Consider the following 12,600-nt stretch of genomic DNA (forward strand, 5'->3'; position numbering starts at 1 on the left):
CTAACTTCTAAGCGCCCCACATAAAAAGACATTATGTTTTTGTGTTTGTTGTTCTATTACAACTATAACACACAAAAACATAATGTCAACATTAAAATTCTATTCCAAGTCTCCCCTGTATTCCCGCATCAAAAGGGTGTTTTACCTTTTCCATACGTGTAATATAATCTGCATGCTCTACAAAGAAATCATCAGCATTTCTTCCGGTTAATACTATCTCCATATTCTCCGGTTTATTAGCTATCAGATCCTGAAGCCTTGCCTTATCAATGATTCCAAAGTTCCACGGATAGGTCACTTCATCAAGCACCAGGACATCGCATTTTCCAGTCCTGACCTTATCAGTTATCTTATCTAATATCTCATTATGAGCCTTTGTGAAAAGAGCTATACTCTCCTCGTCATCTTTCTTAAACCAGCCCATGTCCTCTTCTTTTCTGATTACAGTAATATTAGGCAAGATCTCAAAAGAGTTAAGCTCTGAAGTATCTCTTCCCTTCATGAACTGTGAAAAGATGACTTTTTTACCAGCTCCTGCTGCCCTGACAGAGAGCCCTATAGCTGCAGTTGTCTTGCCCTTACCTTCTCCGGTATATAAGTGGATAAGGCCCTTTTCTTTGGGTGAAGCCTTAGTCTCTGCCTCATTATCTACATGGCTTGCCTTATATTTCTCCACTCTCATACTGCAATTAACGGCATTACATTCAGCACACTTAGAATGACTTTCCTGCTTCTTGTCATATAACTTTGTAGTAAAGAGAACGCTCTTTTTAGGCAAAAGCATATATGCTTCGTTATATCTTATCTTCTTTTGACCAAGCTTTTTCATGACGGCAGGAATCTCTTCAAGTGGAAATTCCTTGCTGCCAGCATAGATATATCCACCAGCATAAAGCCCTGTCATTTCATGGATCTTTACATCAATCTGATCATAAGCCTTAGACAAAAGCTCAAGTCCAAGGCAATCTACAATATAGGCTCCATGAATATCCTGCTGCCTCACAAGGACATTCTGGTATTCATCAAAAGCTCTTCCAAGGCTCGCAACAACTGTTGCCACCTTGCCGCCATTTTCATCCTCTTCAACTATATGGTGAAAAATAGCATGAACTCTGGGGTGAACCTTCCTGTAAAGTTTTATGATCTCGTTTTTATCTTCTTCATTAAAATGATATCGCTTGATGAAATCAGAAAAACAGTTTTCATCAAGCGATACATCAAGTGCTTCAAAAGTCATTTATTTCTTTCCTTCATCAACATCTTCTATAACCGCTTCAACATCGATAGGCTCTAGATCCTCTTCAGCTTTTCTCGAATACTTGCCCACTCTTGAAACTGTCCAAATATTGGATATTCCGTCATAGACAAGGAAAATTCCTATGATAATGACTGCAAACTTCTTGAAAAAAGCAGGATCAACAATAAGAAATACACCCATTCCAATAGTTATGATAGCAAGAACGAGTGAAAGCCACCAAAGTGGATATTTGTAACTCACAAGTGAAAATGTCTGTGACAGATTGACCATTCCTGTGATCAGGATAAAAAGTCCGAAGATCTTAGGAATGAGATCTGTAAAATCGTTAGGATTAAAGAATATCCAGATTCCAACGCCTACAATGATAATCCCAATGATGAATCCGCTGGAATGAAAAAAATTCTTTTCTTTGTGGACAAAGTAGCTAACGACCATCACTACTCCTGCAAGGAATAGCAAGATAGCCAGTGCTCTAGCCATTATAACAAGGCTAGCCTTTGGCCAAAAGATAAGCACGAAGCCTATAGTGATCATGATAAGAGCTTCAAAAACGTGGTTAAGTTTTAATTTCTTAAGCTTTTCCATCTCCCCACCTCCAACAATATAAATATATTATAGTCCTTTTAAGACACTATTGATCAAATTCCGCTCAAATCTTTTACAATTTCTCCTGCAATCAAAAGACCTGCTACAGCCGGTACAAATGCTGTGCTTCCTGGTGTGGTTCTTTTACCGACAGGCTTAGTGTCTGTTTCAGAAGAGTTTGAAGGATCAGTCATAGGTGTGATTGGTTCCTCATCTGAATAAACAACCTTCAGATGCTTCACATCTCTTTTCTTAAGTTCCCTTCGCATAACTCTTGCCAATGGGCAAATGCTGGTATCATAGATGTCTGCCACTTTAAATCTGCTGGCATCCAATTTATTACCTGCTCCCATAGCGCTTATGACAGGCACATTCTCTTTTTGTGCACGCATTATAAGCTCAATCTTGGCAGTTACTGTATCTACTGCATCTACAACGTAGTCATACTGAGAAAAGTCAAATTCATCTGCATTTTCAGGAAGGAAAAAGCAGTTATGGATCGTAACATCAACATCTGGATTAATATCAAGCATACGTTCCTTCATAACTTCCGTCTTGTACCTTCCAATTGTCTTTCTAGTGGCAATGATCTGGCGGTTCAAGTTGCTAAGGCAAACCGTATCATTATCAATTAAGTCGAATGCCCCTATCCCGCTTCGTACAAGGGCTTCGCATACATATCCGCCAACTCCGCCAATTCCAAAGACAGCTACCCTCTTTTTATGTAATTCTTCTACTTTATCCTGACCGATCAAAAGTGCGGTCCTGGAAAACTGCTCTGACATAATCTCACCTTTCAAACTCCTAGTCTTAACTGAAAAAAGCTTATCCTCATTTTCATACTGTGTCAACCGGATCAAAAGCTTATTTTTGCCTAAAATATCATTATAGTGTAGAATCTAGAATTAGAAAAAGAAAGGAATGATCTAATCTATTATGGTAATTAAAAATGTTAATTTAGAGACAGTTTGCGGTATTACCAGTACTCTTCCAGAAAATGAGCATCCAGAATTTGCCTTTGCCGGAAAGAGTAATGTGGGCAAGAGCTCTCTTATAAATGGAATAATGAATAGAAAAAACTACGCAAGGACATCTCAGGAGCCAGGTAAGACTCAGACTATCAACTACTACAACATAAATGATGAGTTTTATCTTGTGGACCTTCCTGGATACGGATTTGCGAGAGTTCCTGAAAAGGTTAAGGCTCAGTGGGGTGAAATGGTTGAAAGATATCTTCATTCATCCAAGCAGCTTCTTAGAGTATTTCTTTTGATCGATATCAGACACGAGCCATCAGCCAATGATGTTCAGATGTACAAATGGATCGTTCATCAGGGCTTCCAGCCTGTTATCATTGCAACCAAATCTGACAAGATCAAAAAGAGCCAGCACGAGAAGCATCTCAACATGCTCCGTCAGGGACTTGGACTTCCAGATGAAGTTAAGATTTTCCCTTACTCAGCTCTTTCAAAAGAAGGCCGAGATGAGATCTACGATTTCATGGATGAACTTCTTGAAGCTAATGCAGATCAGTAATGTAAAAGCTGCCATCAGTTAACCTGATGACAGCTTTTCTTTTTGTAATAGATTAAGCGAACTGCGCCATATAAAGATCATAATAAGCACCATGCTTTGAAATTAGTTCGTCGTGACTTCCGCTTTCCTGAATGCCACCGTTATTTATTACAAATATGCGGTCTGCATTCTTGATAGTAGAAAGTCTGTGAGCGATAACAAAGCTTGTTCTACCATTTATAAGTGTCTGAATTCCCTTCTGAACCAGCATCTCAGTATGTGTGTCAATGCTGCTTGTGGCTTCATCAAGGATCAGGATCTTTGGCATTGATATCATGGTTCTTGCAAAGGCAATGAGCTGCTTCTGACCAATAGAAAGACCTGCTCCCTGTCCCTTAAGCTCTGTATCATAGCCTTTTTCCATCTTCATGATGAAGTCATGGGCATTTACTGACTTGGCTGCTGCGATCATCTCTTCCTCAGTAGCATCAGGCTTGCCATACATAATATTCTCCCTGACTGTACCATGGAAAATAAAATTATCCTGAGTCATGACACCCATCTGTCTGCGAAGGCTGTTGATAGTAACATCTGTAAGATCATGGCCATCAATCTTGATCTTGCCCTTCTGAATGTCGTAGAAGCGGCTGATAAGATTTACGATGGTTGTCTTACCTGCTCCAGTTGGACCAACAAGAGCAATGGTCTCGCCCGGCTTTGCTGTAAAGCTAACATTATCAAGAACCCTGGTTTCTTCGCTTGTTCCCTCATCGTAGGTAAATCCAACATTTTCAAAAGAAACCTCTCCCTTAATATCAGGAAGTTCTGTGGCATCTTCTTTATCTACGATCTCAGCCTCAGTATCAAGAAGATCAAAGACTCTTTCTGCTGCTGAAAGATTAGTAACAAGCTGGTTGTAATATCCTGAAAGTCCCATAATTGGGCGCCAGAACATATTTGCATAGGTTGCAAAGGCAACAATGATGCCAAGTGAGCTCTCGGTATAGCCAAGGAAATATATTGCAACCAGGTACATTACCATGCTGCTGATAGCCCAGCTCATATCAATCGCAGGTCCAAAGAGATCTGAATACTTGCAAGCCAGGATATAAGCATCTCTGTGCTCATTTGCCAGCTGTCTGAAAGTTGACTTGGTCTCGTTCTCAGCATGGAAGCTCTGTACAACTGAGATTCCAGCTATATCTTCATGAACATAGGCATTCATGTTTGATGACTTCTTTCTGGTATCTTCCCAGCTCTTATGAGTCTTTTCACGGATCCAAAAGATACAGGCTATCATTACAGGCATGGAACAAAGGGTTCCAAGGGCAAGCTTCCAGTCTTTGATCAGCATGATTATCACAACGCCAATAACCGTCAGGAAGTTTGGGATGAGGTTTGTGATAGTGTTCTTCATAACCTCTTTTAATGAGTTAACATCACCGATGATCCTAGCCAGGATCTTACCTGTTGGTCTGTTGTCAAAAAATGTAAATGACAAAGTCTGTATGTGTTCATATAGTTCCTGCCTGATGTCCAGGAGGATCTTGTTGGCCATCTTGTTCATGAGAAAAAGTCTAAGCTCAACTGTTGCCACATATATGAGACTTAGTACCACGATCACAAGGATTATATTGACCAGTCCTTTTATATTTTTGTTTGCTACAAGTTCATCTATGGCATACTCAATAAGTAGCGGACTCTCAAGGTTTATTCCTACTCCTACCAAAAGAGATATGAGTACTGGGATGATCTCTTTCATGTGTGGTTTTAGATACCCCAGCATCCTTGAGATGACCTTCTTATAGTCCGTATGCCGCATGTTCTCATCTTCACGAAATGAGTTTGCTGCCATTACGCACTCACCTTCCTCTCGTCAAGAGCCCCGTACTGTGCGACGAATGTATCGTAATAAAGGCCCTTTTTTGCAAGGAGTTCTTCGTGTGTGCCACGCTCAGCAATCCTGCCATCCTTGAGATATATGATCTCATCTGCATTTCTAACTGCTGATATTCTGTGAGCTACCACAACTCTTGTAACTCCTGTAATTCCATCTAATGTCTTTTGTATTTCTGACTCTGTCTCCATATCAAGGGCTGATGTAGAGTCATCAAGCACCAGGATAGGTGCCTTCTTGGAGATTGCTCTCGCAATGCTGATACGCTGCTTCTGTCCACCAGAAAGTCCAACGCCTCGCTCTCCGATTACTGTTTCGTAAGTGTCTTCCAGCTTCTCAATGAAGTCGCTTGCTTTGGCCATCTTGGCTGCATCCTTGATCTCTTCCATGGTCATCTCATCTCTGCGACCCATTCGGATATTTTCCTGAATTGAATCAGAGAAAAGAAATGCATCCTGCATAACAACTGCTGATGAGCCTCTTACCTGATCAAGGTCCATATCTTTTATCTCTACTCCATCAATCCTGATATTACCGCTTGTAGGATCATAGAATCTCTGAAGCAGGTTTATGATAGTAGACTTACCTGATCCTGTTTCGCCCATGATTCCAAGAGTCTTTCCTGCCGGAATCTTGAAACTGATATCATTAAGGATTTCCTTCTCTCCAAATGAAAGAGATACCTTATCAAACTCAACTGAACCAGAAACCTTGTCTACATGAACGTTTTCCTCTGACTTAGTAAGAGTTGAATGCTCTTCATAGATCTTCTTGATCTTCTTGAGTGAAGCAAGGGAGCTTGAGAAATCGTTTGTGATCCAGCCGATTTCCTCCATTGGCCATGTACAGTTACGGCTGTAGATGATGTACGCCGCAAGATCACCAAGATCCATCTCTCCTTTTACTACTGCCATTCCGCCCAGAACAGCACATGCTACAGGAAGGAACATTGAAACAAGCTGCCAGATTGGATAGAACTTTATTATTGTCATGGCCTCTTTCATGTTAAGGTCATAATATTTCTGGTTGTGAACAAGGAACTTTTCAATCTCCATCTTTTCCCTTGCAAAAGCCTTTACAGTTCTAACTCCTGTAAGGTTCTCTTCTGCAATAGTTGTAAGTTCCGCATTTTCCTCACTTATAGCATCGTAAACTTTATCAAGCTTCTTTTCCATGATGATGGCTGCAGATCCAGAGATCACCATGCATACAAATGGAAGTATGGTAAGTGAAGGATTGATTCTAAACATAAAGAACAGCAAAAGTACTGCGTTTAAGATAACCTCCATACCCATCATGGCTTCCATTCCCACCATCTGGAAAACTTTATCTATATCATCCTTAACTCTGGCCATGAGTTCGCCAGTATTAGCACCATCAAAATAATCAAGTGACAGTCCCTGAATGTGGTCAAAGAGGTCTTTTCTCATCTCTGTGCCAATAGTTATGCAGTTTCTGTCAAAGGTAAATTCCTTGAAGTATCCAAAAATGCTGCGTCCAACGCCGATAAGTATTATTGTCAGTAAAAACAAGCCAAGTCTGTGAAAATCTCTACCTACAATAACTTCATTAACAAGTTTCTTTGTAATCTTTGGATATAACATATCCAGTGCAATAGCAAATAACATGAAAGTCACTGCCATTGTGTAAGTCTTCCAATGCTTTCGCACATAACTACCTAATGAATTCACTTTTTCTCCTCCTTTCAAAATAAAGCAATAACAACAGTTGTCCTCGGGGGAGTTTTATGCACAGAAAAAAGCACACAAAAAGCCCCTAGGCAAATTCCTTTACCTAGGGGCACCATGCACAAAACCATATTCAAATAACTATAGCAAAAGAGCTACCTTATCTGAATACAACATCCCGAGGTAAAAAAACAGTGTTATTAAATAAATGAAATAAATTCGCCACTCTAATCATTACTTTTACCTCGCTTTCTGAATAATTTTATCAGCTAGTAGCTTCGCTGATGTAGCTATCATCACACTTTAATGGAAACTTGTCAAGCTTTTATTTTGCCTGCTTAAGTTTTTTCTGGTCTCTGTGTACGATGAGAGGCTCGCTCTCGCCTTCTACAGCAGCGCTTGTGATAACACATTCGCTGATAGAATCGTCTGAAGGAATCTCGTACATTACGTTCATCATAGCTTTCTCCATGATAGAACGAAGTCCTCTTGCACCAGTCTCCCTCTCGTAAGCCATCTCTGCAATCTTCTGAACAGCTTCATCTTCAAATGAAAGCTTAACGTCATCAAAATCAAAGAGCTTCTGATACTGCTTAACAAGAGCATTCTTTGGCTGTGTGAGGATCTTTACAAGAGCCTCTTTTGAAAGTCCCTCAAGAGTTACTGTAATAGGCACACGTCCTACGAACTCAGGGATAAGTCCAAATTTAACAAGGTCATGAGGAGTTACCTCCTTGAAGATCTCACCAATCTCTCTCTCGGACTTGTCTGCAATCTCTGCATTAAATCCGATTGAATTTCTATCAAGTCTTGCCTCTACGATCTTATCGAGACCATCAAACGCACCACCACAGATAAAGAGGATGTTGCTTGTATCGATCTGGATAAGTTCCTGATGTGGATGCTTTCTTCCGCCCTGAGGTGGAACGCTTGCGATCGTGCCTTCTACGATCTTAAGAAGTGCCTGCTGAACGCCTTCACCAGATACATCTCTTGTGATAGATACATTCTCGCTCTTCTTGGTGATCTTATCGATCTCATCGATATAAACGATACCGTACTGAGCTCGCTCGATATCATAGTCAGCATTCTGAATAAGCTTTAAAAGAATGTTCTCAACGTCTTCACCTACGTAGCCTGCCTCAGTAAGTGTTGTAGCATCAGCTATAGCAAATGGAACATTGATGATCTTGGCAAGTGTCTGCGCAAGATATGTCTTACCTGAACCTGTAGGGCCTACCATGATGATGTTGCTCTTCTGAAGCTCTACCTCGTTGTTTGCACCCTCATTCTTTGGTGCAAGTACACGCTTGTAGTGATTATATACAGAAACAGCCAACACTTTCTTGGCTTCTTCCTGGCCGATTACATAATCATCAAGGAAATTCTTGATCTCAACAGGTTTAAGCAGATTGATGTCTTTGTCCATTACTGGCGCTGAAGTCTCATCATCTTCGAATTCCTCTTCGATGATATCTGCACAGATGTCTACGCACTCATCGCAGATATATACGCCTGCAGGTCCTGCTATAAGTTTTTTTACCTGATCCTGTGTCTTGTTACAAAAAGAGCACCTGATCTCTCCAGAATTCTTTCCTGCCATTTTATCTCCTTATAGTACTAATTATTTCTTTTCTTTTTCTGTAGGACGATTCTCTACGATAGAATCGATAAGTCCGTACTCAAGAGCTTCCTGAGCTGTAAGCCAGTTATCACGCTCTGTATCTGCGCATACCTGCTCATAAGACTTGCCTGTGTTCTCAGAGAGCATTCTGTTCATCTTCTCTTTTGTTCTGATGATGTGCTTAGCTGCGATCTCAATCTCAGTAGCCTGTCCCTGTGTTCCGCCAAGTGGCTGATGGATCATAACTTCTGCATTAGGAAGAGCCATTCTCTTGCCCTTAGCACCACCTGCAAGAAGGAATGCGCCCATACTTGCTGCCATACCAATGCAGATTGTGCTGACATCACACTTGATGTACTGCATTGTGTCATAAATAGCCATACCGGAAGTGATCTCTCCTCCAGGGCTATTAATGTACATGTGGATATCCTTGTTAGGGTCTTCTGCTTCAAGGAAAAGAAGCTGTGCAACTACAGTACTTGCAGATGCTGCATTAACCTCCTCACCAAGGAATACAATTCTTTCTTTTAAAAGTCTTGAGTAGATATCGTAAGATCTCTCTCCGCGACTGGTCTGTTCAATGACATAAGGTATCAAACTCATTATTCTAGTCCTCCAACTCTGCTGTCGTCAGCATTTTTGCACTACAACCTAACTAGTGCGGATGTGTATACCCTACAACAAACTATACACAACCAATTTATATTATACGTCCATATGTTCTTTTTTGAAAGACTTTTGCGCTATTTAATAAAAGTATAAGAAATGGTAAAATAACTGCTTGATAATACTCGCTTGAAAGGAAAGATATTACATGAAAAAAACTTTATTTTTACCCCTAGCTATTTTTTTACAGGGTCTTATATTTTTAGCCCTGGGATCTTTGGGAATCCTAACTATTTTTAATTTGACTACACCTATTGGGATAACTAATTTACTACTTTGGTTTTTGGTGTTTAGTCTGATCCCCTTAGCTTCAGGAAAAGATCTGAAATCATCCGCCATAAGCGGCCTCATCTTTTTGATCATTTGGGTGGTGATTGAAACACTTATGGAGCTGTTCTTAGTCCCTATACTATATGAAGTATCAGAGTTACTAGGCTATATCTTTTACGCCTTCCAAAGCATTTTGTGCTTAGAAAGCGCATTTGAGGTAGCACAGCGAAAAAGCAAGAAAACCGGAAGTAAAAATCCACTTTTCCTAATAGGTATCGTTGTTGCCTCTATCATCTTTGTTGTGGTGATCATACATTTCATCAATACTCTTCCAGAGTATAATACGAGTTCATCCTTTTTCTCTATGGTGACAGACAATAGCCTTCCAAGATATGATGCATGCAAAAAGGCTCTCGCGATCTTCTATTCAGTTGCAGGTTCATTCCTTGCCTTGTATCACACCTATAGAAAAGAATAAAGATTCTACCACTATAAATTTTTTCTTAGTGAATGAAGATAATAGCATATAGAAATACCCTCCTTACTGGTTACCAGTAAAGAGGGTATTTCTTATTGACTACTTATGTCTTATACAGAATTATTCTTCTGTCTTTTTCTTTCTTGTTGTTGTCTTCTTTGGCTTTTCTTCAGCGTCAGCTTTCTTAGTTGTTGTCTTCTTAGCAGCTGTCTTCTTTGCTGGCTTTTCTTCAGCATCAGCCTTCTTTGTTGTTGTCTTCTTAGCGGCTGTCTTCTTTGCTGGCTTCTCTTCTGCTTCGTCAGCCTTCTTTGTAGCTGTCTTCTTAGCAGCTGTCTTCTTTGCTGCAACTTCCTTAACGTTCTCTACAAGGAAATCTGCTGCCTTCTGAACAGCGAGGTCGCTACGCATTGTCTTCTGCTCAGACTCTGACATAAGCTCTTTAAGCTTAGAAAGCTCCATTCTGTACTGCTCAGCCATCTTCTTAAGCTCTTCCTCGAACTCTTCATCAGAAACTGTGATCTTTTCCTTCTCAGCAACTGCCTCAAGAACAAGACGAGCCTGAATTCTCTCTACAGCCTGTGGCTTAACCTGCTCAAGCATCTTGTCTACAGTGTTGCCTGTGTACTGAAGATACTGATCCATGCTCATGCCCTGCATCTGAAGTCTCTGAGCGAAATCATTAACGATCTGTCTAGCCTGAGTCTCAACCATAGCCTCAGGAAGCTCCATATCTGAATCCTCGATAACGGCCTTAACAACGAGATCTTCTCTCTTAGCCTTCTCTTCGTTTGTCTTTCTCTCAACAAGCTTGTTCTTAACATCTTCCTTGTACTCAGCAAGTGTATCGAAATCTGATACATCGCTAGCAAACTCATCATTGAGTTCAGGAAGCTCTTTAGCCTTGATAGCCTTGATTGTGCACTTGAATGTTGCAGCCTTACCTGCAAGCTCGTCTGCCTGGTAATCCTCAGGGAATGTTACGTTAACATCGCCTTCCTTACCAATCTCAAATCCAACAAGCTGCTCCTCGAATCCAGGAATGAAAGCGCCTGAACCGATTGTAAGAGGATAATCTGTTCCCTTTCCACCCTGGAAAGCCTTACCATCAACAAATCCCTCGAAATCAAGAGTTACGATATCGCCATCCTTAACAGCTCTGTCTGTAACTTCAACTGTTCTAGCGTTTGTATTTCTCTGCTTATCAATTTCAGCATCAACGTCAGCATCTGTAACGTCGATATCCATCTTAGGAGCTTCTACTCCCTTATATTTACCAAGCTTAACTGGAGGCTTAAGAGCTACCTCTGCTGTAAAGATGAAGTCCTTACCAGCCTCAAGCTGCTCTACATCGATCTTAGGTGAAGAAACAACATCCTCTCCACACTCCTCAATAGCCTTAGGATACTCTTCCTCGATGAGCTCGTTAGCTGCATCCTCATAGAATACTCCCTTGCCATACATCTGCTCGATCATCTTACGAGGAGCCTTACCTTTACGGAATCCAGGAATCTGGATCTTGCTCTTGTTCTTGTCGTAGGCTTTCTGAATAGCCTTCTCAAGCTGCTCTGCAGATACTGTGATCTTAAGCTTAGCCATGCTCTTTTCAAGCTTCTCAACTGTTACGCTCATGTTAACTAATATCTCCTTCTAAAAATATATTGTTTACAATTTATGTATTGTCCAATAATGCAATAAGCCCACTAAGGCACAATTGCCTTCCGATTATAACATAGGCAGTTTTATTTTTCCACTTATTTTTTAAAGAAAATTTCGAAGAAAAAGGGTGTTCAAAATTGAACACCCTAGAAATTATATCGAGATTCTTGTGGCTTTTTCTTGTAATACCATTCACACATTTTTTCTTGCTTGGTATTACTGAGCTAATTGTCGATGATACCATTACTATCTTTTATTCTCTTTTGGTATTACAGGAGCTTATGATGGTAATACCAAATTCATTTATTATACTTGTTTAGTATTACCTGTTTATTTTATGATAATACCATTTCTTTATTTTTCATCTGATTGTTATCACTTTGATCATTATCAGTAATACCAATTTAGTCTTAAAATTATCATTAGTATCACTTCTGTCAGTCCCAGTAATACTAATTCTATTTTTATCAACCTTTTGGTATCTCATAAGTTTCAATCAAAGCTTATATTGCATGAAATTCCCATTATGAATAAATCCATAGGCAGTATAGAGCTTTACTCCCATATCAGATGCTGTGATCTGTACAGTTCCACAGCCATAGTCTCTGGCTTCAGTAACCACTCTATCTAACAGCTCTTTTGCTATCCCCTGACGCCTATAGGTAGGATCAGTGAACATGCTTGATAATAGTCCCATCTTGCCACTTGGGCATCCAAAATATGGAGGCTTCTCTACAAAAGACATACCGCTAGTTCCAATGATCTTGTCTCCATCAAGTGCAAGCCAAGAAACAAAGGTTCCGTCAGCCATATGACGCTCATAGTAATTCCTAAGCGCAGGAACAAGGTCAATGTCTTCCTTTGCCCCCTCTTCTCTAAGCTGATTAATCCTCATTTGGATAAATGTGTCTAGATCATCTTTGGTTAGTTTCCTGTATGTAATATTCATGCCAATCCCCCTTG

12 protein-coding genes are annotated in these 12,600 nt (G+C 40.3%); 2 read left to right on the top strand and 10 right to left on the bottom strand.

What is annotated here, in order from left to right; translation table 11 throughout:
- Positions 1-91: 91 nt before the first annotated feature.
- Genes BUA02_RS16035 through BUA02_RS02570 form a run of 3 tightly spaced genes read right to left on the bottom strand, consistent with a single transcriptional unit; the run spans position 92 to position 2,628 of the window.
- Positions 92-1,237 (bottom strand): cob(I)yrinic acid a,c-diamide adenosyltransferase, encoded by a 1,146-nt coding sequence (locus tag BUA02_RS16035; protein WP_236845913.1) that lies wholly within the window; start codon positions 1,235-1,237, stop codon positions 92-94.
- Positions 1,238-1,843 (bottom strand): HdeD family acid-resistance protein, encoded by a 606-nt coding sequence (locus tag BUA02_RS02565; RefSeq protein WP_072700703.1) that lies wholly within the window; start codon positions 1,841-1,843, stop codon positions 1,238-1,240.
- Positions 1,844-1,896: 53 nt separating this feature from the next.
- A complete protein-coding gene (locus BUA02_RS02570; RefSeq protein ID WP_072700705.1) occupies positions 1,897-2,628 on the bottom strand; it encodes a tRNA threonylcarbamoyladenosine dehydratase in 732 nt (243 codons plus the stop codon).
- A 151-nt stretch (positions 2,629-2,779) separates the two neighbouring features.
- Between BUA02_RS02570 and yihA the strand changes: the two genes are divergently transcribed.
- A complete protein-coding gene (gene yihA, locus BUA02_RS02575; protein WP_071176819.1) occupies positions 2,780-3,379 on the top strand; it encodes a ribosome biogenesis GTP-binding protein YihA/YsxC in 600 nt (199 codons plus the stop codon).
- A gap of 52 nt (positions 3,380-3,431) precedes the next feature.
- Here the strand turns inward: yihA and BUA02_RS02580 are convergent, their stop codons facing one another.
- The 5 genes from BUA02_RS02580 to BUA02_RS02600 all read right to left on the bottom strand — a co-directional run bounded on the left by BUA02_RS02580 (position 3,432) and on the right by BUA02_RS02600 (position 9,572).
- Positions 3,432-5,213 carry an ABC transporter ATP-binding protein gene (locus BUA02_RS02580; protein WP_072700707.1) on the bottom strand — a complete coding sequence of 594 codons (1,782 nt, stop codon included), beginning with the start codon at positions 5,211-5,213 and terminating at the stop codon, positions 3,432-3,434.
- Entirely contained in the window at positions 5,213-6,946 is a 1,734-nt protein-coding gene (locus BUA02_RS02585; RefSeq protein ID WP_083572615.1) for an ABC transporter ATP-binding protein, read from the bottom strand. Before BUA02_RS02585 ends, BUA02_RS02580 begins: the two co-directional genes overlap by 1 nt.
- Positions 6,947-7,268: 322 nt before the next feature.
- Positions 7,269-8,546: an ATP-dependent Clp protease ATP-binding subunit ClpX gene (gene clpX, locus BUA02_RS02590; protein WP_072700709.1), complete on the bottom strand. Its 1,278-nt coding sequence runs from the start codon at positions 8,544-8,546 to the stop codon at positions 7,269-7,271.
- A 21-nt stretch (positions 8,547-8,567) separates the two neighbouring features.
- Positions 8,568-9,170, bottom strand: coding sequence for an ATP-dependent Clp endopeptidase proteolytic subunit ClpP (gene clpP, locus BUA02_RS02595; protein ID WP_071176822.1), 603 nt, complete (start codon positions 9,168-9,170; stop codon positions 8,568-8,570).
- Between the two features lie 207 nt (positions 9,171-9,377).
- Positions 9,378-9,572 (bottom strand): hypothetical protein, encoded by a 195-nt coding sequence (locus BUA02_RS02600; RefSeq protein WP_071176823.1) that lies wholly within the window; start codon positions 9,570-9,572, stop codon positions 9,378-9,380.
- Between the two features lie 46 nt (positions 9,573-9,618).
- On the opposite strand from BUA02_RS02600, the gene BUA02_RS02605 reads away from it, so the two are divergent.
- Positions 9,619-9,981, top strand: a complete 363-nt coding sequence (locus tag BUA02_RS02605; RefSeq protein ID WP_072700711.1) for a hypothetical protein — start codon at positions 9,619-9,621, stop codon at positions 9,979-9,981.
- 120 nt (positions 9,982-10,101) lie between these two features.
- Here BUA02_RS02605 and tig read toward each other — a convergent pair whose 3' ends face one another.
- Both tig and BUA02_RS02615 read right to left on the bottom strand, forming a co-directional pair.
- A complete protein-coding gene (gene tig / locus BUA02_RS02610; RefSeq protein WP_072700713.1) occupies positions 10,102-11,610 on the bottom strand; it encodes a trigger factor in 1,509 nt (502 codons plus the stop codon).
- Between the two features lie 523 nt (positions 11,611-12,133).
- On the bottom strand, positions 12,134-12,586 hold the full coding sequence (locus tag BUA02_RS02615; RefSeq protein WP_072700714.1) for a GNAT family N-acetyltransferase: 453 nt from the start codon (positions 12,584-12,586) through the stop codon (positions 12,134-12,136).
- Positions 12,587-12,600: the final 14 nt, after the last annotated feature.

Source organism: Butyrivibrio hungatei DSM 14810 (genome assembly GCF_900143205.1).
GTDB classification, from domain to species: Bacteria; Bacillota; Clostridia; order Lachnospirales; family Lachnospiraceae; genus Butyrivibrio; species Butyrivibrio hungatei.